Origin of the sequence: Pseudomonas juntendi (assembly GCF_021560075.1) — a bacterium.
GTDB classification, from domain to species: domain Bacteria; phylum Pseudomonadota; class Gammaproteobacteria; order Pseudomonadales; family Pseudomonadaceae; genus Aquipseudomonas; species Aquipseudomonas juntendi.
In genome coordinates this window covers 4,764,230-4,784,790 of the sequence record NZ_CP091088.1, presented here as the reverse complement: position 1 = coordinate 4,784,790, position 20,561 = coordinate 4,764,230, and the positions used below count along the sequence as shown (strand labels likewise).

The following is a 20,561-nucleotide window of genomic DNA, read 5'->3' as shown; positions in this document are numbered from 1 at the left end:
CGTGACCTGCACACCCCCGCGCATCACGCGGGGGTGTTGTTGCCACGGCTTACGAGGCCGTTTCCGCCATGAGCGAACCAGACGTCAAGTCGCACAAGATCGAATTCCCTTGCGCCGATTACCCGATCAAAGTCATCGGTGACACCGTTGTCGGCTTCAAGGACACGGTTATCGAGATTCTCAGCAAGCACGCCAAAGTCGACCTTTCCACCCTGGCCGAACGCCAGAGCAAGGAAGGCAAGTACACCACCGTGCAACTGCACATCGTTGCCGAAAGCGAGAACCAGCTGCACGATATCAACAGCGCCCTGCGCGCTACCGGTATCGTGAAAATGGTGCTCTGATGCCCGCCTGCCTCGGTTTTCGCGAGCTTGGCCTGCAGCCCTACCAACCGGTGCTGGAGGCCATGCGGCGCTTCACCGAGCAGCGCAGCCCGGCCAGCCAGGATGAAATCTGGCTGGTCGAGCACCCTGCGGTCTTTACCCAGGGCCAGGCCGGCAAGGCCGAGCACCTGCTGGTGCCGGGCGACATCCCGGTGGTGCAGACCGACCGCGGCGGCCAGGTGACCTACCATGGCCCCGGGCAGTTGGTGGCCTACCTGTTGCTGGATGTACGCCGGCTGGGTTTTGGTGTACGTGAGCTGGTCAGCCGTATCGAGCAGACCCTCATCGACCTGCTGGCCAGCTATGGCGTGCAGGCTTCAGCCAAGCCCGATGCGCCGGGCGTCTATGTCGATGGAGCGAAAATCGCCTCCCTCGGCCTGCGAATTCGCAACGGCCGTTCGTTTCACGGCCTTGCCCTGAACGTGGACATGGACCTTGCGCCATTCCGCCGAATCAACCCCTGCGGTTATGCGGGGCTGGCGATGACCCAGCTACGTGACCTGGCAGGCCCGATCGAACTCGACGAGGTCAGGACAAGGCTGCGCGGACAGCTGGTCAAGCACCTCGACTACGCTGAGCAGACGACCCTCACGGGCGGAATCGACTGAATATGACAACTGTGCAAGAAGCCGTGCCCAACCTGACACCTACCCAGGATGCCACCCCGCGCCCAGCGCCGAAGAAGGTGGAAGCCGGGGTCAAGCTGCGTGGCGCCGAGAAGGTGGCGCGCATCCCGGTGAAAATCATCCCGACCGACGAGTTGCCGAAAAAGCCCGACTGGATTCGCGTGCGTATCCCAGTCTCGCCGGAGGTCGACCGCATCAAGCAACTGCTGCGCAAGCACAAGCTGCACAGCGTGTGCGAGGAAGCTTCCTGCCCGAACCTGGGTGAGTGCTTCTCGGGCGGCACCGCCACCTTCATGATCATGGGTGACATCTGCACCCGTCGTTGCCCGTTCTGCGACGTAGGCCACGGCCGGCCGAAGCCGCTGGACCTGGACGAGCCGAAAAACCTGGCGGTCGCCATCGCTGACCTGCGCCTGAAGTACGTGGTGATCACTTCGGTAGACCGCGACGACCTGCGTGACGGTGGTGCCCAGCACTTTGCCGACTGCATCCGCGAAATCCGCGCGCTGTCGCCAGGCGTGCAACTGGAAACCCTGGTGCCGGACTACCGCGGGCGTATGGACGTGGCACTGGAAATCACTGCGCAAGAGCCGCCGGATGTGTTCAACCACAACCTCGAAACCGTGCCGCGCCTGTACAAGGCCGCGCGCCCGGGCTCTGACTACGACTGGTCGCTGGACCTGTTGCAGAAGTTCAAGCAGTTGGTGCCGCATGTACCCACCAAGTCGGGCCTGATGCTGGGCCTGGGTGAAACCGACGAAGAAGTGATCGAAGTGATGCACCGCATGCGCGAGCATGACATCGACATGCTTACCCTCGGTCAGTACCTGCAACCGTCGCGCAGCCACTTGCCGGTGCAGCGTTTCGTGCACCCCGACACCTTTGCCTGGTTCGCCGAGGAAGGCTACAAGTTGGGCTTCAAGAACGTGGCTTCCGGCCCGCTGGTGCGCTCTTCGTACCATGCCGACCAGCAGGCGCACGAAGCCAAGATCAAGCTCTGAGCCTGGCTGAAACACAAATGCCGATGCTTGCCGAAAGGGCAGCATCGGCATTTTTTTTGCCGGCGACAAGCCATAAGCTACAAGCGACAAGATGCCTGGAGCTGCATGATGAATTGTGTCGATACCCTTCCCGTACATTTGCCCAAGGCGATCTTGCAGGACACCTGCTTCGCTATCATCGCGCCGGCGGGCTCGGCGCGGCTGGATACGCACAAGGTCAACCAGTGGTTCGCTGATCGTGGCTACCGTTGCCGCATTTACCCAGGTGCCCTGCAGGCTCAGGGTTACCTGGCAGGCCCGGACCAGCAGCGGCTGCAGGACCTGCACGATGCCTTTGCCGACCCGGGCATCGACGCCATCCTGTGCATGCGCGGCGGTTACGGCAGCATGCGCCTGCTCGACCAGCTGGATTTCCAGCTGATACGGCGCAACCCCAAGCCGCTGATTGGCTACAGCGATATCACGGCGCTGCATACGGCCCTTTATCGGCATGCCGGGCTGATCACGTTCCATGGGGGGATGCTCAATGCCGACTTGCTCGGCGGCAAGCTGGCGCCGACCGAGTCGTCTTTGCTGGCCCAGCTGGGTGGGCATGTGCGCGCAGGGGAGCAGATTGCCCACCCAGCGGGCTATGCCATGAGCACGGTGATGCCGGGGGTTGCCAGCGGGCGTTTGCTGGGTGGCAACCTGTCGATGCTGGGCGCGACGCTTGGCACCGTGGCCGAGCTGGATACAGAGGGCTGCATCCTGTTTATCGAAGACGTCAATGAGCCGCTGTACCGGGTAGACCGGCTACTGACGCAGTTGCGCCTGGCGGGCAAGCTGGCGGGCGTGAAAGGCGTGCTGGTAGGGGATTTTGCCGGGATTACCACGGCGGCGTTGGCGCCACTGCTGGAGGAAACTTTCGGGCCCTTGGGTGTGCCGGTGCTGGCGGGGTGGCGCAGTGGGCACTGTGACCCGAATGTGTGCTTGCCGCTGGGGGCTCGGGTACGGCTGGACAGTGTTCAGCAGAGCTTGGTGTTGGAGCAGGATGTGTTCAAGGCTTGAGATAGCCGGGGCTGCTTTGCAGCCCCTTTCGCGACACAAGGCCGCTCCTACAGGGATCGCGTTACACCATCGTACCGCAACCCCCAGCTATCTCACTGGCTACGCAGGCTCTCAAGCAGCTTATGGGTCGGGTAACCATCCGCCGGCCACCCCAGCCCTTGCTGGGCATTGCGTATGGCCTTGCGGGTGTTGGCGCCGATAATGCCATCGGCATTGCCCGCATCATACCCACGGCCGTTAAGCAGGTTCTGCAACTCCACGCGTTCGCTGCGGCTCAGCGGCAAGTCTTCCTTCGGCCAGCTGCCGGCAATGAAGCCCCAGCCGCTGAAGCGGTCGGCCAGCAGGCTCACCGCCAGTGCATAGGACGATGAGTTGTTGTACTTGAGGATGGCGCGGAAGTTATCCAGTACCAGGAACGCCGGGCCACGCGCGCCTGCTGGCAACAGCAACGCGGCAGACAGCTGGTTGCTGCCCGCTGGCAATTGGGTGCCGGTTGGCAGCTTCACACCCATTGCCAGCCACTCGCTCACCGGCCTGCGCAACGCGCCATCGGCCTGCCAGAAATCGAAGCCTGGCGGTACCTGCACCTCGAAGCCCCACGGTTGGCCACGCTTCCAGCCCGAGCTTTGCAGGTAGTGCGCGGTCGAGGCCAGGGCATCGGGGGTGCTGTTCCAGATGTCGCGGCGGCCGTCGCCGTCAAAGTCCACGGCATGGGTGTTGTAGGTGGTCGGGATGAACTGGGTCTGGCCCATGGCGCCAGCCCACGAGCCACGCATGGCCTCAGGCTGGATGTCGCCATGCTGGATGATCTGCAGGGCGGCGATCAGCTGGTCCTGGGCGAACTGCGGGCGACGGCCTTCATAGGCCAGGGTCGCCAGCGAGCGGATTACCGACTTGTTGCCCTGGAACTGGCCGAAATTGCTCTCCATGCCCCACACCGCCACCAGCACCTGGCGGTCAACGCCATAGCGTTGCTCGATGCGGGTCAGCAGTTCGGCGTTCTGATCCAGCAACCGCTTGCCATTGCGCACGCGCAAAGGGGACAGCGCGCCTTCGAGGTATTCCCACACCGGGCGGCTGAACTCAGGCTGGCTGCGGTCGGCCTTGATCACGTCCATGTCGGGGGTAACCCCGAGGAAGGCGCGGTCGAAGATGCTGGGCGAAATACCCGCTTGCAGGGCTTGTTCGCGGAAACCCGCTTGCCACTGGGCGAAGGTTTGCAAAGGCTGGATTTCAGTGCTGGCGTCTGGCGTTGCACCGGGCACGGTTACCACGGGCGCAGGTTGCGCAGGGGCCAGCGGCAGCGCGTCGGCGGCGGTAGGTTTTTCCGCGCAGGCAACCAGCAGGATGAAGCTGGAGGCCGCGATCAGCTGGCGGGTTTCCCAACGGGGAGAAAGACGGAAGAGCATGCACAGATCCAGAATTGCAGGTCAGGTGCTGACCATATCATGCCTGCGCCCGCGATGCTTTCATGCCGCCAAAAAGTAGGAAGCCTCCCAATCTCTCGATTGGAAGGCTTCGCGGCGGTAGCTGCCTTTGCCTTTTTCCGGTTGTTCCTGGCGGCAGCGGAACAGCGGTTGGGCAATGATCGACTTGGCCTTGTTGGGGCCGTGCTTTTTCGGCTTTTTGCTCATGGCGGGGGGCCCGTGGTGGGTGGGTTTCGGGGCGCACTTTAGGGCCCAGGGGCGATGTGGGCCAATTGATTGTGTATATGGTTCACAGGAGCACCCACGGGTTCAGCACAACCTTCAAGGCCTGCGGACTCCATGTGGGAGCTGGCTTGCCAGCGATAGGGCCTGTGACCGTTATAGAGGGGGTAGCGCCAGGCGCTGACCCGCCATCAACAATGACAACCGCGCCAGGCCCGTCCACGGCGAGCCCTCGGCCTGGCCCTTGATTTGCGCATCGATACGCTGGGCATCCTGCAGCAGTTGCGCCCAGCGCTGCGCCGAGAGGCGCTGCAGGGCCTTGCTGACCAACGGCCGGCGCTTATCCCAGACCGGTGGGCGCGCCTGGCTGAACGCCTTGTCCAGCGGCACGCCCTGGCTGAATTGCTGGGCCAGCCCGGCGAGCTGGCGCAGCTCACGCGCCAGCGCCCAGAGAACCACCGGGGGCTCGACCCCCTCACCGCGCAAGCCTTCGAGCATGCGCAGGGCATGTGCAGCTTCACCGTTGAGAATGGCGTCTACCAGCCCGAAAACGTCGAACCGGGCGCTGTCAGCGACAGCCGACTGCACGGTTTCGACGGTGATCTGGTTGCCTTCGGCCAACAGCTTGAGCTTTTCGATTTCCTGCGCGGCAGCCAGCAGGTTGCCTTCTACGCGCGCGGCAATCAGGTCGACAGCGTCACGCTGCGCCGACAGGCCGGCCTGCTGCAGGCGCTGGTTGATCCATTGCGGCAGCTGGTGCGCATCCACCGGCCAGATCTGGATGAACTGGCAGTGGGCACCTTCGATCAAGGCCTTGCCCCACTTGGTCTTCTGCGCGCTGCCGTCGAGCTTGGGCAGGCTGACCAGCAGCAGGGTGTCTTCGGCGGGGTTGGCGCAGTATTCCATCAGCGCTGCAGCGCCCTTGTCACCCGGCTTGCCCGAGGGCAGGCGAAGTTCCAGCAGGCGCCGCTGGGCGAACAGGGACAGGCTGGCACCGGCTTGGAGCAGGGTGCCCCAGTCGAAGTTGGCGTCGGCACTGAAGACCTGGCGCTCGTCGAAACCTTGCTGGCGCGCAGCTTGGCGGATGGCGTCGGCGGCTTCCTGGCACAGCAGCGGGTCGTCACCGCTGACCACGTAGACCGGGGCCAAGGCGCCTTGCAGGTGCTTGTTGAGTTGGGCGGGGGCGAGCTTCATGGGCAGTAGGCGGGGTACCCGAAGGCACCCCGCACGGGCTTAGTTGCCCGGTACTTCCAGGGGCGACTGCTGCGGCGTTTCCGCCTGCTGGCGGCGTGCGGCCTCAAGGGCGGCCGCTTCAGCCTGGGCACGCTGATCGGCTTTTTGCTGCAGCTCGTCCAGCTGGGCCGGGGTCAGTTGCTGCAGGCGCACGACCATGGCGTTGACCAGGTCACGGCGCATTTCCAGGCGGGAACGGGCAGCTTCCTGCTCGGAACCGGTGATGTTCGAGGCATCGCGCACATACACCTTGCGCACTTCCAGCTTGTCACTCAGCAGTTCAAGGTTGTTCAAGCCCTGGATGCTGTAGTTGAGCTGGGTGGTCAGCTCGTACTCGGCAGTGCGGTTACCGCTGTTGTAGCTGGCCGAGCGCTCGCGCTGCTGTTCGTTGGTCAATACCAGGCGGTACGGCGCACCGGTGTGCACATTGACGCCGCTGTTCTTGAGCACCTGGCGCAGTTCGGTCACGGTAGGCCCGTACGCGTCACGCGCACTGACGTCCATTTCCTTGATGCTCAGCTCGTTGGTGCCAGTACCGCGCAGCTGGAAACCGCAGGCGCTGAGCATGACCGCCAGGCCAATTACCAGCAAATTGCGTTTGATCATGTTGTTGCTCCCTTGTGGGCCTGTTCCGCCCGCCCGCAGTGGCTGCGGGCGGGCGTTGCCATCAGTTGGCGACGATGTTGACCAGCTTGCCCGGTACCACGATGACCTTGCGAATGGCCAGGCCGTCGATGAAGCGCAGGACGTTCTCGTTGCTGCGCGCGGCGGCTTCGATTTCTTCGCGGCTGGCGGCGGCCGGCATTTCGACCTGCCCACGCAGTTTGCCATTGACCTGCACCACCAGGGTGACGGTGTCCTGCACCAGTGCGGCTTCGTCGACCGCTGGCCAGCCAGCGTCGATCACGGCCTGATCATGGCCCAACTGCTTCCACAGCTCGTGGGAGATGTGCGGGGTGATCGGCGCCAGCAGCAGGGTCACGGCTTCCAGGCCTTCGTGCAGCAAGGCACGGTCTTGCGCCGTGGCTTGCGGGGCTTTTTCCAGCACGTTCATCACGGTCATCACCTGGGCGATGGCGGTGTTGAATTTGTGGAACTGGCCGACGTCGGTGCTGGCCTGCTTGATGGCGGCGTGAATGGCGCGGCGAATGACCTTCTGTGCGTCGTCCAGGGCGGCGACATCCAGCTTGCCCGGCAGGCCTTGGGCGACGTGTGCCTGGGCCAGGCGCCAGACGCGGCGCAGGAAGCGGCTGGCGCCTTCGACGCCGGAGTCGGACCATTCCAGGCTCGCGTCAGGTGGCGAGGCGAACATCATGAACAGGCGGCAGGTATCGGCGCCGTACTGGTCGATCATCGACTGGGGATCGACGCCGTTGTTCTTCGACTTGGACATCTTCTCGGTGCCGCCGATTTCCACCGGCAGGCCGTCGGTCTTCAGGCGTGCGCCAATGATCTTGGCCTTGGCATCGCGTTCGATTTCGACATCGGCCGGGTTGAACCAGTCCTTGCCGCCGTTGCTGGCAACGCGGTAGTAGGTTTCGGCCACGACCATACCCTGGGTCAGCAGGTTCTTGAACGGCTCGTTCGAGGTGGCCAGGCCTTCGTCACGCATCAGCTTGTGGAAGAAGCGCGCATACAGCAGGTGCAGGATGGCGTGTTCGATACCGCCGATGTACTGGTCGACCGGCAGCCAGTGGTTGGCTGCTTTCGGGTCGACCATGCCACCTTCGTAGTTCGGCGAGGCGTAGCGGGCGAAATACCAGGAAGACTCGACGAAGGTGTCCATGGTGTCGGTTTCGCGCTTGGCCGCAGCGCCGCATTTCGGGCAGCTGCACTCGTAGAATTCTGGCATGCGCGCCAGTGGCGAGCCGGCACCATCGGGCACCACGTTCTCCGGCAGGGTCACCGGCAACTGGTCTTCTGGCACGGGCACGTCGCCGCAGGACGGGCAGTGGATGATCGGGATCGGGCAGCCCCAGTAGCGCTGGCGGCTGATACCCCAGTCGCGCAGGCGGAACTGGGTGCGCGATTTGCCCAGGTCCTTGCGGATCAGGGCTGCTTCGATGGCGTCGAAGGCGCCGGCAAAGTCCAGGCCGTCGAACTCGGCGGAGTTGATCAGTTGGCCGTGCTCGCCATAGGCGTCCTGCCACTCGTTGCCGACTTCATCGCCCGCACTGGTGCGTACTACGGCCTTGACCGGCAGGTTGTACTTGCGGGCGAACTCGAAGTCGCGCTCGTCGTGAGCCGGCACCGCCATTACCGCGCCATCGCCGTAGTGCATGAGCACGTAGTTGGCGACCCAGACCGGCAGCTTCTCGCCCGTCAGCGGGTGCTCCACCAGCAGGGAAGTGGCCATGCCCTTCTTCTCCTGGGTGGCCATGTCAGCTTCGGCAACGCTGCCGGCCTTGCATTCTTCGATGAACGCCTGCAGCGCCGGGTTGCCCTGGGCAGCCTGGGTGGCCAGCGGGTGCTCGGCGGCGACGGCGACGTAGGTGGCACCCATCAGCGTGTCGGGGCGGGTGGTGAAGACCTTGAGCGTGCCGGCGTGGCCGATGCTGGCCTGGTCGTAGGGGAACTGGACTTCCATGCCGCGTGACTTGCCGATCCAGTTGCGCTGCATGGTCTTGACCTGCTCAGGCCAGCCCGGCAGTTCGTCGAGGCTTTCCAGCAGCTCGTCGGCGTAGTCGGTGATGCGGAAGTAGTACATCGGGATTTCGCGCTTTTCGATCAGCGCGCCGGAACGCCAGCCGCGGCCGTCGATGACCTGCTCGTTGGCCAGTACGGTCTGGTCTGCCGGGTCCCAGTTCACGGTCCCGTTCTTGCGGTAGATGATGCCTTTCTCGAACAGGCGGGTGAACAGCCACTGCTCCCAACGGTAGTAGTCAGGCTTGCAGGTGGTCACTTCACGTGCCCAGTCGATGGCCAGGCCCAGGCTCTTGAGCTGGGTCTTCATGTACTCGATGTTTTCGTACGTCCACTTGGCCGGGGCGACGTTGTTCTTCATCGCCGCGTTTTCCGCGGGCATGCCGAAAGCGTCCCAGCCCATCGGCTGCAGCACGTTCTTGCCCAGCATGCGCTGGTAGCGGGCAATCACGTCACCGATGGTGTAGTTGCGCACGTGGCCCATGTGTAGCTTGCCGCTCGGGTACGGGAACATCGACAGGCAGTAGTAGGTGTCCTTGCCTGGCTGTTCGGTAACAGCGAACGATTGTTGCTCGTCCCAGAAGTTCTGGGCGGCGGCTTCGATATCACGGGGCGTGTATTGTTCGTGCATGGCTACTTTTTGCTGAGAGGGAAGAGACCTTGTTCCAGGCAGCGGAACCTCGCTGCGTCCGGCACTCCGGTGTCATTTAGAGTGAACGCCGTAGCATACAGCAGCGCTGCGTATCGTGGGAAACCTTCGTTGCGAATGGCCGCTGGTCGCTGCGCCCGGCTGCTTTTTGCAACGACGCTAAGCTCAGGTGTGGGGGGAGATATTCTTATCTTCAATGAGGTGAACGGATGGGAGAGACGCAGCTACCCGCAATCAGACCGGAGCTTTACGAGCGCCTGATCGACCGGCTTGGCCTGGCACTCGAAAGCGCCAGGACCTCTGTGCGATTGCGCGACGAGATGCCAGCCGAGCTGGAGTTGCGTGGCCTCAGCCACGCAGAGTTCGAAGTGATCAAGGCCTACCTGGAAGCCCTTCCGGGGCGCCGTAATGCTGCTGTCGGCAGTTACCCACAAGCGGAGCCGGCATCAGCCAAGATTATCTGGCTCAAGGACCAGAAGCGCGCTGCCACCGCGGCCAGTTCCAGAACGCTGCGCCAGCGCTAGTCGTTCAGGGCGCCCGGCGCAGGCCATCGCGCCACGGTCATTCATCATTCATACAGCTTTCGATCGGCACCGGCCCTACCTTGTTGACCGGTGCCGATCCTTTTAGGCTGCACGCCTGCCAAGGAGGTGTGGCCGATGCCCATACGATTTTTCATCAAACAATGGCTGATGCCGCCGGGCATCTTGTTCCTGTTGCTGCTTGCCGCATGGTGGTGGCGTGCGCGCCGGCCACGGCTGGCGGCGCTGTGTTTTGGCGTGGGGCTGGGTGGCTTGTGGCTGATGAGCTTGCCGCTGGTGGTGCAGGAAACGGCCCGCGTGCTGGAGACCGAGCCGCCACTGGCCGTGGGCGACTGGGCGGGCCTGGCAGGGCGGGCAGACGCCATCGTGGTGCTGGGCGCGGGCCGTGAACGTGGTGACCCGGCCTGGGGCGGCAGTGACCAGCCCACGGCCACGGCGCTGGAGCGCATGCGGTTTGCTGCGCGGCTGGCCAAGGCCTCCGGTTTGCCGGTGCTGACCAGTGGCGGGCTGCACTATGGCACGCCGCCGAGTGAGGCGCGGTTGATGGCCGATCGCCTGCGTGAGGATTTCGCGGTCGAGGTGAGGTGGCGCGAAGAGGCCAGCCGCACGACCTGGGAGAACGCCCAGCTGTCGGCCAAGGTGCTGCAGCCGCTGGGGATTCGCCGTGTGGTGGTGGTCACCCAGGCCTGGCACATGCAGCGCTCGCGCTGGAGCTTTGAACAGGCGGGGTTCGAGGTGGTGCCGGCGCCGGTGGGGTTCCTTGGGCGCGAGCATGCGCGGCCGTTCGGCGGGTTGCTGCCGGAAGGCCGGGCGATGTGGCAGAGCGGGCAGTTGTTTAATGAGGTGGTGGGGCTGGTGGGGTACCGGGTGTTCTATTGAATTCAGGTTTGCGCGGTTTCTTGTAGGAGCGGCCTTGTGTCGCGATGGGCTGCGCAGCAGCCCCGGATCTCAGCTCTATCTCAAGATTGCCGGGGCTGCTTTGCAGCCCATCGCGACGCAAGGCCGCTCCTACAGGGACCGTGTAATGCCGGTTAGACAGTTTTGGCTATGCGCCCGGCCAGCAATGCCCAGCCCAGCAGCAGCACGCAGACAATCGCCAGCGGCCACGAACGCCATTGCAGGTAGGGCGTGAGCTGCTGCATCGGCACCAATTCGCCATACATCACCGCCTGCTGGAATTGTGGTACCTGCGTGGTGATACGGCCGAACGGGTCGATCAGCGCGGTTACACCATTGTTGGTGGCGCGGATCATCCAGCGGCCGGCTTCCAACGCACGCATCTGCGCCATCTGCAGGTGCTGCAGCGGGCCGATCGAGGTGCCGAACCAGGTGTCGTTGCTGATGGTCAGCAGCAGGTCGCTACGCGCTGCCAGCCCTGCAGCGAATTCCGGGTAGACCACTTCGTAGCAGATGTACGGGGCAATCTGGTAACCCTTGGCCTGCAGCAGTGGCTGGTCTTCCGGGCCGCGGGCAAAGTCCGACATGGGCAGGTTGAAGAACTCGATGGCGCCACGCAGCATGTCCTGCAGCGGCACATACTCGCCAAACGGCACCAGTTTCTGCTTGAGGTAGGTGCCATCGCCTTCGCCGGCCACCGTGATACCGTTGTAGTAGCGGCGCTGGTGGTGCACCTCTTCGCGTACCGGTACGCCGGTGATCAGCGCCGAATGCCGTTCGGCGGCAAAGCGGCCCATCACATCGATGTAGCCCTGGGCCTGGTCCTTGAGCACCGGTACTGCGGTTTCGGGCCACACCAGCAGGTCCACTGGCTTGGAACTGAAGCTCAGGTCACGGTACAGCGCCAGTTGTGCATCGATGTGCGCCGGGTCCCATTTCAGGTCCTGTTCGACGTTGCCCTGAACGGCCGCCACTTTCAGCGGGTCGCCAGCCGGCTTGGTCCAGGCATGGCCTTTGAGTGCCAGGCCCAGGGCCCAGGGCGCCAGCAACAGCACCGCGGCAATGGCCAGGAACGAAGGGCGCGCGCGCAGGCGGTGCAGGTTGCACAGCAGGGCGGCAGTGAGGGCCAGGGCGAAGGAAACCAGCCATACGCCACCCAGCGGGGCAAGGCCTGCCAACGGCCCGTCGAGCTGGCTGTAGCCGGCGTAGAGCCAGGGAAAACCGGTCAGGAACCAGCCGCGGAAAGCTTCCTGCAGCAGCCACAGGGCGGCGAAACACAAGGCGTCGGCCAGCGGCGCTTCGTTGCGCCGCAACCAGCGCGCCCACAACCAGGTGGGCAGGGCGAAGAACCATGCCAGGGCGGCAAAAAATGCCAACAACAGCACGATCGCCAGCAACGGCGAGGCGCCGCCGTAGGTGGTCATGCTGACGTAGATCCACCAGGTGCCCGCGCCGTACAGGCCAAACCCGAACCACCAGCCACGCCACATGGCCTGGCGCGGGCTGAGCTCGCGCAGGCCCAGGTAGAGCAGGGCGATCGATAGCAAGGCCAGCGGCCAGATATCGAACGGTGCCAGGGCCAGGAGGGTGGATGCGCCGGCCGCCAGGGCCAGCAGGTTACCGGGCCAGCCGGGGCGGGTGATCCAACGCATGTTTGTCCTTAACGGTTGATCGGGGTCAGGCGCAGCAAGTGTATCCGCCGGCTGTCGGCGTTGAGAATACGGAACTTGTAGGCGCCGATCTCGGTGGTTTCGTTACGCTTGGGCAGGTGGCCAAAGGCACTCATCACCAGGCCGCCGACGGTGTCGAACTCGTCATCGGAGAACTCGCTGTCGAAGAACTCGTTGAAGTTTTCGATCGGGGTCAGCGCCTTGACCAGGAAGTCACCGCTGGGCAGCGGCTTGATGTAGCTGTCTTCCTCGACATCGTGCTCGTCCTCGATATCGCCAACGATCTGCTCCAGCACATCCTCGATGGTGACCAGGCCGGCCACGCCGCCATATTCGTCGATGACCACGGCCATGTGGTTGTGGTTGGCACGGAACTCGCGCAACAGCACGTTCAGGCGCTTGGACTCGGGCACGAAGGTGGCCGGGCGCAGCAGGTCCTTGATATTGAAGCTGTCGCCGTTCTCTTTGAGTATGAGCGGCAGCAGGTCTTTGGCGAGCAGGATCCCGAGCACATCGTCATGGCTTTCGCCGATCACCGGGTAGCGCGAGTGCGCGGCGTCGATCACCGCCGGCAGGAATTCGCGCGGCGACTGGCTGGCCTTGATGCTGATCATCTGCGAGCGCGGGACCATGATGTCGCGCACCTGCAGGTCGGCGACCTGGATGGCGCCTTCGACAATGGTCAGCGCCTCGCTGTCCAGCAGTTTGTTCTGATGGGCTTCGCGCAGCAGCTCCAGCAGCTCCTGGCGGTTTTTCGGCTCATGGGCAAAAGCCTGGGTCAGTTTACCCAGCCAGGACTTCTGCCCGTTGCTCGATCGATCTTCGCTCATGGCGGTTCTCGTGATCCTTCGTGTATCAGTGTGTGAGGGTGTCGGTTTCATCATCGGCATAGGGGTCGGGGTGACCCAGTTCTGCCAGCAATTCTCGTTCCAGGCCTTCCATCTCCTCGGCTTCCTCATCGTCGATGTGGTCGTAGCCAAGCAGGTGCAGGCAGCCGTGGATGACCAGGTGGGCCCAATGCGCGTTCAGCGCCTTGCCTTGTTCGGCCGCTTCGCGCTCCACCACCGCCACGCAGATGACCAGGTCGCCCAGTAGCGGGATATCGAGCAGATCATCGGGTACATCGGCAGGGAACGACAGCACGTTGGTCGCGTAGTCCTTGTGCCGGTAGGTGTGGTTCAGCTCACGGCCTTCGGCTTCGTCGACCAGGCGAATGGTCATTTCCGAGTCGGCGCTGCGCTGGCGCAAGGCCAGCTCACACCAACGGCGGAAGTCATCGTCGCCCGGGGCAGCGGCATCGGTGGCCCGTTGAATGTCGAGTTCAAGCATCTTTGCCGGGTGCCTCAGGCTTGGCCTGGCGGGCATCGAAGCGGTCATAGGCTTCGACGATACGCTGCACCAGTGGATGACGAACCACGTCTTTGGGCTGGAAGTGGGTGAAACTGATACCCGGCACGTCCCGCAATACTTCGATGACGTGTGCCAGGCCCGACTTGGTGCCACGAGGCAGGTCGACCTGGGTGATGTCGCCGGTGATCACCGCGGTAGAGCCGAAGCCAATACGGGTCAGGAACATCTTCATCTGCTCGAGCGTGGTGTTCTGGCTTTCGTCGAGGATGATGAAGCTGTTGTTCAGGGTGCGGCCGCGCATGTATGCCAGCGGGGCGATCTCGATGACCTGGCGCTCGATCAGCTTGGCCACGTGCTCGAAGCCGAGCATTTCGTACAAGGCGTCATACAGCGGGCGCAGGTACGGGTCGATCTTCTGCGCCAGGTCGCCAGGCAGGAAGCCAAGCTTTTCACCTGCCTCGACCGCCGGGCGTACCAGCAGGATACGGCGCACCTGCTCGCGCTCCAGTGCATCCACGGCGCAGGCCACTGCCAGGTACGTCTTGCCGGTACCGGCCGGGCCGATGCCGAAGTTGATGTCGTTGGCGAGGATTTCCTTGACGTAGCGCTGCTGGTTCAGACCGCGCGGGCGGATATTGCCCTTGCGGGTGCGCAGCGACACGCTGACTTCGTTGACGGCCGGGTTGTCGATGTGCTCGACGGCCGACTCCTGCAGGTACAGGTGCACGGTTTCCGGCGACAGGTCAGTGGCCTTGGTCTCACGGTAGAGACGGCGCAGCAGCTGTTCGGCCGCAGAGGTTGTCTTGGGTTCGCCGATCAGTTCGAACTGATTGCCACGGTTGCGGATTTCGATGGCCAGGCGCTGTTCGATCAGGCGCAGGTGCTCGTCGAACTGGCCGCACAAGTTGGCGAAACGGTTGGCCTCGAAAGGTTCGAGGATGAAACGATGGGGTTCTATGGGTGCGTTCAAGGTCGTTTTTAGCCGCTCGACGGCAATGGAGTTGAACTCAAGAATAACCCTTGAATGGCAGTGGCGAAAGCACTGAAACGATCAAGGGTATGTTCGCCCTGCACAAGGCGCGTGTACCCATGCTGGCGTACTGGCGGTCAGGGCAACGGTGAGAACGGCGTGCGCCCTTCGGCGTTCTGCAGTTCCAGCAGGTATTTGCGGAAAATCTGGCCGAGCACCTGGGTGGCATGCTCCAGGTCGTCGCGAGGCATTTGCTCGGTGACTTCGTCGGCCATGTCCAGCGCGTCTTCGGCACCGTTGACCGCGGCCATTTTCAGCAGGATGTACGCCTGCACATTGTTGGCCTTGACCCCTTCGCCATGGAAGAACATGGCCCCCAGGCGATACTGGGCATCGGCCTGGCCTTGCAGCGAGGCTTTCTGGAACCAGTCCAGGGCTTTGTTCAGGTTCTTGGGGGTTTGCGTGTAGTAGTACTCGCCCAGTTCGAACTGCGCCTGGGCGTCCCCCGCGCTGGCGGTCTGCTCGCAGGCCTTGAGGGCGTTTGCCAGGTCTTCAGGCTGAACGTTCAAGGTGCAGCGCCCCGTTGCCGGAATGAGCAACGAGTTACCGCCCTCCGCCAGGGCCAGCAGGGGCTGAAGAAGCAACAGGCAGCCCAGGGTCAGGGCGCGGCCGGTGCGGTTCATGGGGATCGACTTACCTCTGCAAAGCTGCGGCCAATGTCTCTGGTGGCACATTATGGGATAAGCAGCGCCAACCTTACAAAGTTTTACTCGAATTTCTGCTTGGTTGGGGAAGTCAGCTGATTGTGCATGAATAATCGTTGCCTGTACCGGCCTCTTTGCGGGTGAGCCCGCGAAGATCCCGGTACAGGCAAAGCATCACTTCAGGGCAGCAAACGCCTTTTCAGCCGCATCCAGGGTGATCTGCAACTCCTTGTCGCCATGGGCGATGGAGGTGAAGCCTGCCTCGAACGCGCTCGGTGCCAGGTACACGCCACCGTCGAGCATCAGGTGGAAGAAGCGCTTGAAGCGCTCGGCATCGCTGGCCATCACGTCATCGAAGGTGACGATATCGTCGGCACCGCTGAAGTACAGGCCGAACATGGCACCGGCCTGGGTGGTGACGAACGGCACCCCGGCGGCATCGGCGCGCTGTTGCAGGCCGTCGAGCATGCGGCTGGTGTAGTCAGTAAGCTCGGCGTGGAAGCCGGGGCGGCTGATCAGCTTCAGGGTGGTCAGGCCGGCGGCCATGGCCAGCGGGTTACCCGACAACGTGCCGGCCTGGTAGACCGGGCCCAGCGGGGCGATGCAGCCCATGATTTCACGCTTGCCGCCGAAGCAGCCAACCGGCATGCCGCCGCCGACGATCTTGCCAAAGGTGGACAGGTCCGGGGTGATGCCGTAATGGCCCTGGGCGCCACCCAGGGAAACGCGGAAGCCAGTCATCACTTCGTCGAAGATCAGCACCACGCCATGCTTGTCGCACTGCTCGCGCAGCCCCTCAAGGAAGCCCGGGGCCGGTGGCACGCAGTTCATGTTGCCGGCCACTGGCTCGACAATGATGCAGGCCACGGTCTGGCCAACTTCGGCCAGGGTCTTCTCGACGGCAGCGATGTCGTTGAACGGCAGGGTCAGGGTGTGCTTGGCGAAGTCGGCTGGCACGCCCGCCGAGCTGGGGACGCCCTGGGTCAGCAGGCCGGAGCCGGCTTTAACCAGCAGGCTGTCCGAGTGACCGTGGTAGCAGCCTTCGAACTTGATGATGGCATCGCGGCCGGTGTAGCCACGGGCCAGGCGGATGGCGCTCATGGTGGCTTCGGTGCCCGAGCTGACCATGCGCACCATTTCCATCGACGGCACGATCGAGCAGACCAGGTCGGCCATTTCGGTTTCCATGGCCGTTGGCGCACCGTAGGACAGCCCGTGCTGCAGCTGCCTGCGCACCGACTCCAGCACCTCGGGGTGGCCGTGGCCGAGGATCATCGGGCCCCAGGAGCCGACGTAATCGACATAGCGCTTGTCGTCCTCGTCAACGACGTAGGCGCCCTCGGCATGCTTGAAGAACAGCGGCGTACCGCCAACGCTCTTGAAAGCGCGGACCGGCGAGTTGACGCCGCCGGGGATGTGCTTCTGGGCTTGGGCGAACAGGGCTTCGGAACGGGACATGGGAATCTCTCGAATCAGGATGCGAACAAGGCGTTGAAGGCGCGGGCGCGGCGGGTAACTTCCTGCGCGCTGTCGGCACCGAACAGGCCGTGGATCACCGCCAGCAGGTCGGCGCCATGGGCGACCAGCGGGGCGGCGTTGTCGAGGGTAATGCCGCCGATCACCGCGATCGGCAGCTTGACCTGGGCGCGAGCCTGCTCCAGCAGCTCGATACTGGCGGCAGGCGCGCCGGGCTTGGTCACGGAGTTGAAGAAGCGGCCGAAGGCCACGTAGCTGGCACCTTCCTTGGCGGCCTGGGCGGCCAGCGTGAGGCTGGCGTGGCAGGTGGAACCGATGATCGCCTGGCGGCCGAGCAGGGCCCGGGCCGGGGTCAGCGGGCCGTCGGTCTGGCCCAGGTGCACGCCGACGCCCAGGCGCGCGGCCAGTTCGGCGTCGTCGTTGATCAGCAGCCGCGTGCCATAGCGCTCGCACAGCTTCATCAGCGCTTCGGCTTCACGCAGCCGGCGCGCTGCGTCGTCGCTTTTGTCGCGGTATTGCAGCAGGCACACGCCGCCTTCCAGCGCCGCTTCGACATAAGACAGGAAACGGCTGGCAAGCAGTTGACTGTCGGTAATGGCATACAGGCCACGTAGCTTCATGGAAGGCCTCGTTTCAAGCGCAGAAGTCCAGGGGCAGGCGGCGCGGCACGTACTGGCCTTTGCCCAACTGCTCGGCGTCACGCAGGGTGCGCCAGGTGTAGTCAAGGGCGCTGCGTACGGCACTTTCCAGCTGCTCGCCCAAGGCCAGGCGGCCGGCCAGGGCGCTGGCCAGGGTGCACCCCGAGCCGTGGTAGCTGCCTGGCAGGCGCTGGCAGGTCCAGGTATATCGCTGGCCGTTCTGGGTGTACAGGCGGTTGTGGATTTCGTCTTCGTCGCCGTGCCCGCCGGTAATCAGCAGGTGCTTGCAGAACGGCAAGAGCTTCTCGGCACACGCATCGGCGCTGCCCTCGGGCAGTTCGGCGAGAATGCGCGCTTCAGGCAGGTTTGGCGTGGCGATGGTCGCCAGCGGCAGCAGGCGTTCGCGCAGGGCATAGCCTACTTCATCCTTGCCCAGGCGGCCGCCGCCGCCGGCGCGCAGCACCGGGTCGCAGACCAGCGGCAGGTGCGGGTGGGCGGCCAGCAGCTCGGCCACGGTGTCGACCATGTCGATCGAGCCAAGCATGCCCAGCTTGACCGCGGCAACCGTGGAGTCGGCCAGTACGGCGTTAGCCTGGGCCAGCACCCACTCGCGGTCGAGTACCCGGAAGTCGGAAACATTGACGGTATCCTGCACGGTCAGGGCAGTCACGGCGGGTGCAGCGTGACAGCCTTGGGCGAGCAGGGCTTCGATATCTGCCTGCAGGCCGGCGCCGCCACTTGGGTCGTGGCCGGAGAGACAGAGGACAACGGGGCGGGAGCTGTAGGTATTCATGGTCGGCGAGCTTACCACCAAACCTGTTTGGGAGAATCGTCCGACAAGCCGGATTTACTGATCGAATGGTCAGCTTATGGTTGGAGTCCTCCCTCAAACTATTGATTTAGAAGCCTTTTTTCGCGTTTTGGCATGGCCGATTGCCAGCGGTTACAGCTATGCTAGAGTGCTTGGATAACTCGACAAACGGACTCTGCTGGATCACGTCGTCTCAAACGGATGGGAGGCAACCGCGACGCGACTGCACAGACCAGGCTGGGGCTGTATGCGCTATTTGCTGATTGTGCTTCTGGGGATGCTGCCCGTGCTGGCCGGCGCAGTCGATTTCGACGAGGCTACCCGGCACCTGCCGCTGGGCAAGGTCATGCAGGTTTATGAGGACCCGCATGGCAGTAGCAGCATCGCCCAAGTCAGCGCCCCGGACTTCGCCAGATACTTCCGCCCCCACCCAGATGAGGTGCTGAACGCCGGTTATTCCACTTCGGTGTTCTGGCTCAAGGTCGAGTTGCGCCCGGTTGCGGCGCCCGGTGCTGCGCCCCGGCAGTGGCTGCTGGAACTGGCCTACCCGCCCCTGGATCATCTGGAGCTGTACCTGGCCGATGGCAATGGCGGCTACCGCCTGGCCCAGCGCACCGGCGATGCCTTGCCCTACGACAGCCGGCAAGTGCGCCAGAGCAATTATCTGTTCGAACTGCAGCTGCCGCCCGGCCAGGTGACTACCGCTTACCTGCGGCTGCACAGCCAGGGCTCGGTGCAGGCGCCGCTGGCGCTATGGGCCCCCGAGGCCTACATCGAGGCGCAACCGACCCGCCTGTATGTGCTGGGCATGATTTATGGCGTGCTGCTGGTGATGCTGGTGTACAACCTGTTCATCTACCTCAGCGTGCGCGACGTCAGCTACCTCTACTACATCCTCTATATCGCCTCGTTCGGCCTTTACCAGGTGTCGGTGAATGGCGCCGGTGTTGCCTACTTCTGGCCAGACAGTCCCTGGTGGGCGAATGCCGCGACACCGCTGAGCATCGGTGCTGCCGCGCTGTTCGCCTGCCAGTTCGCCCGCCACTTCCTTCAGCTTGGCAGTATCAGCCGGGGCTTCGATCGGCTATTGCAGCTGTTGATGCTGGGGGGCGTGGCGGTCATGGTGCTGGCCGTGAGCATGACCTATGGGGTGGCGCTGCGCATGGCCACCCTGCTGGCGCTGCTGTTCACCGTCAGCGTGTTCAGCGCCGGGCTGTATGCCTGGTGGCGCGGGTTGCGCCTGGCGCGTTGGTTCATCATTGCCTGGACGGCGTTCCTGCTTGGTGGCCTGGTCAACACCCTGATGGTGCTGGGCTACCTGCCGAACGTGTTCATCACCATGTATGCCAGCCAGCTGGGTTCGGCACTGGAGGTGGCGCTGCTGTCGCTGGCGCTGGCCGACCGCATCAACATCCTGCGCGAGCAGCAGGCGCAGGTCTTGCGTGAAACCGGCCGTACGCTGGAACAACTGAATCTGCAGTTGGCCAGGAGCAACCGGTTGAAGGACGAATTTCTGGCCAGTGTGACCCATGAACTGCGCACGCCGATGAACGGGGTGATTGGCTCGCTGGAGTTGATGCATACCTTGCCGATGGAAGGCGAGATGGCCCAGTACCACCGTACAGCGGTCGGTTCGGCGCAAGGCATGATGGACATGGTCGATGCCATCCTTACGCTGTCCGAGCTGCAAGCGGGGCGCCTGCGGGCGCAGCCGGCGCCGTTCAGCCTGCGTACTTTGTTGCAGAGCCTGCGCGCCGGTTATGCCGGCCAGGCATTGGCCAAGGGCCTGTACCTGAGCCTGGATATCCCGGCCGATTTGCCGGATGGGTTACTGGGTGACGGGCCCAAGCTGGCGCGTTGCCTGGGATGCCTGGTGGATAACGGGTTGAAGTTCACCCATCAGGGCGGCGTGGTGATCCAGGTGCGCGGGCGCCGGGTGGGGCCGGATGACATGGCGCTGACCTTCACTGTCAGCGACAGCGGTATCGGCTTCGATGACCTGGACCAGGCGACGTTGTATCAGCGGTTCTTCCAGGTAGATGGCTCGATGACCCGCCGCTATGGCGGGTTGGGGATCGGGCTGTCGATCTGCCGGCAGATGGGCGAGTTGCTGGGGGCGCGGTTGGCGCATGAGTCGACGCGCGGGTTGGGGAGCCGGTTTGAGTTGAGTTTGAATATGGCGGTTTCGCAGGGGCAGGTGCCGGTGGGTATCTTGCAGAAGCGTCGTTCGGTTTGAGGGGGGGCGGCGCTCGATCTCGCAGGCGCTGCATCT

20 protein-coding genes are annotated in these 20,561 nt (G+C 63.8%); 7 read left to right on the top strand and 13 right to left on the bottom strand.

Annotated features, from left to right (window positions below):
- Positions 1-68 precede the first annotated feature (68 nt).
- The 4 genes from L1P09_RS22170 (at position 69) to L1P09_RS22155 (ending at position 3,057) form a co-directional block, all read left to right on the top strand.
- On the top strand, positions 69-344 hold the full coding sequence (locus L1P09_RS22170; protein ID WP_009685832.1) for a DUF493 domain-containing protein: 276 nt from the start codon (positions 69-71) through the stop codon (positions 342-344).
- Positions 344-991, top strand: a complete 648-nt coding sequence (gene lipB, locus L1P09_RS22165) for a lipoyl(octanoyl) transferase LipB (RefSeq protein ID WP_009685833.1) — start codon at positions 344-346, stop codon at positions 989-991. Before L1P09_RS22170 ends, lipB begins: the two co-directional genes overlap by 1 nt.
- A gap of 2 nt (positions 992-993) precedes the next feature.
- Positions 994-2,010 carry a lipoyl synthase gene (gene lipA, locus L1P09_RS22160; RefSeq protein WP_232892747.1) on the top strand — a complete coding sequence of 339 codons (1,017 nt, stop codon included), beginning with the start codon at positions 994-996 and terminating at the stop codon, positions 2,008-2,010.
- A gap of 108 nt (positions 2,011-2,118) precedes the next feature.
- Positions 2,119-3,057: a S66 peptidase family protein gene (locus tag L1P09_RS22155; protein WP_232892750.1), complete on the top strand. Its 939-nt coding sequence runs from the start codon at positions 2,119-2,121 to the stop codon at positions 3,055-3,057.
- Positions 3,058-3,149: 92 nt separating this feature from the next.
- On the opposite strand, the gene L1P09_RS22150 is transcribed toward L1P09_RS22155, so the two are convergent.
- The 5 genes from L1P09_RS22150 to leuS form a co-directional block, all read right to left on the bottom strand.
- Positions 3,150-4,466: a lytic murein transglycosylase gene (locus L1P09_RS22150; protein ID WP_009685837.1), complete on the bottom strand. Its 1,317-nt coding sequence runs from the start codon at positions 4,464-4,466 to the stop codon at positions 3,150-3,152.
- 60 nt (positions 4,467-4,526) lie between these two features.
- Positions 4,527-4,691, bottom strand: a complete 165-nt coding sequence (gene arfA / locus L1P09_RS22145) for an alternative ribosome rescue factor ArfA (RefSeq protein ID WP_009685838.1) — start codon at positions 4,689-4,691, stop codon at positions 4,527-4,529.
- Between the two features lie 171 nt (positions 4,692-4,862).
- Complete coding sequence (gene holA, locus L1P09_RS22140; RefSeq protein ID WP_054905912.1) at positions 4,863-5,900, bottom strand: DNA polymerase III subunit delta; 1,038 nt, start codon at positions 5,898-5,900, stop codon at positions 4,863-4,865.
- Between the two features lie 39 nt (positions 5,901-5,939).
- A complete protein-coding gene (locus L1P09_RS22135) occupies positions 5,940-6,545 on the bottom strand; it encodes an LPS-assembly lipoprotein LptE (RefSeq protein ID WP_009685391.1) in 606 nt (201 codons plus the stop codon).
- 61 nt (positions 6,546-6,606) lie between these two features.
- Complete coding sequence (gene leuS / locus L1P09_RS22130) at positions 6,607-9,213, bottom strand: leucine--tRNA ligase (RefSeq protein ID WP_235768122.1); 2,607 nt, start codon at positions 9,211-9,213, stop codon at positions 6,607-6,609.
- A 227-nt stretch (positions 9,214-9,440) separates the two neighbouring features.
- Here leuS and L1P09_RS22125 point away from each other — a divergent pair, with 227 nt between their 5' ends.
- Positions 9,441-9,755, top strand: a complete 315-nt coding sequence (locus tag L1P09_RS22125) for a hypothetical protein (protein WP_009685393.1) — start codon at positions 9,441-9,443, stop codon at positions 9,753-9,755.
- Positions 9,756-9,890: 135 nt separating this feature from the next.
- Positions 9,891-10,652, top strand: coding sequence for a YdcF family protein (locus L1P09_RS22120; protein ID WP_235768121.1), 762 nt, complete (start codon positions 9,891-9,893; stop codon positions 10,650-10,652).
- A gap of 152 nt (positions 10,653-10,804) precedes the next feature.
- On the opposite strand, the gene lnt is transcribed toward L1P09_RS22120, so the two are convergent.
- The 8 genes from lnt to L1P09_RS22080 form a co-directional block, all read right to left on the bottom strand.
- Positions 10,805-12,322, bottom strand: a complete 1,518-nt coding sequence (lnt, locus tag L1P09_RS22115; RefSeq protein WP_235768120.1) for an apolipoprotein N-acyltransferase — start codon at positions 12,320-12,322, stop codon at positions 10,805-10,807.
- Positions 12,323-12,330: 8 nt separating this feature from the next.
- Entirely contained in the window at positions 12,331-13,170 is an 840-nt protein-coding gene (locus tag L1P09_RS22110; protein WP_009685396.1) for an HlyC/CorC family transporter, read from the bottom strand.
- A gap of 25 nt (positions 13,171-13,195) precedes the next feature.
- Complete coding sequence (gene ybeY / locus L1P09_RS22105) at positions 13,196-13,669, bottom strand: rRNA maturation RNase YbeY (protein ID WP_125855116.1); 474 nt, start codon at positions 13,667-13,669, stop codon at positions 13,196-13,198.
- On the bottom strand, positions 13,662-14,660 hold the full coding sequence (locus L1P09_RS22100; RefSeq protein ID WP_009685398.1) for a PhoH family protein: 999 nt from the start codon (positions 14,658-14,660) through the stop codon (positions 13,662-13,664). The genes ybeY and L1P09_RS22100 overlap by 8 nt, the downstream gene beginning before the upstream one ends.
- Before the next feature lie 137 nt (positions 14,661-14,797).
- Positions 14,798-15,343, bottom strand: coding sequence for a tetratricopeptide repeat protein (locus L1P09_RS22095; RefSeq protein ID WP_029884758.1), 546 nt, complete (start codon positions 15,341-15,343; stop codon positions 14,798-14,800).
- 195 nt (positions 15,344-15,538) lie between these two features.
- A complete protein-coding gene (hemL, locus tag L1P09_RS22090) occupies positions 15,539-16,822 on the bottom strand; it encodes a glutamate-1-semialdehyde 2,1-aminomutase (RefSeq protein ID WP_009685400.1) in 1,284 nt (427 codons plus the stop codon).
- 14 nt (positions 16,823-16,836) lie between these two features.
- Positions 16,837-17,460, bottom strand: coding sequence for a thiamine phosphate synthase (thiE, locus tag L1P09_RS22085; RefSeq protein ID WP_054905919.1), 624 nt, complete (start codon positions 17,458-17,460; stop codon positions 16,837-16,839).
- 13 nt (positions 17,461-17,473) lie between these two features.
- Entirely contained in the window at positions 17,474-18,271 is a 798-nt protein-coding gene (locus L1P09_RS22080) for a hydroxymethylpyrimidine/phosphomethylpyrimidine kinase (RefSeq protein ID WP_235768119.1), read from the bottom strand.
- A 265-nt stretch (positions 18,272-18,536) separates the two neighbouring features.
- On the opposite strand from L1P09_RS22080, the gene L1P09_RS22075 reads away from it, so the two are divergent.
- Positions 18,537-20,525, top strand: coding sequence for a sensor histidine kinase (locus tag L1P09_RS22075; RefSeq protein WP_192441077.1), 1,989 nt, complete (start codon positions 18,537-18,539; stop codon positions 20,523-20,525).
- The last annotated feature ends 36 nt before the right edge of the window (positions 20,526-20,561 follow it).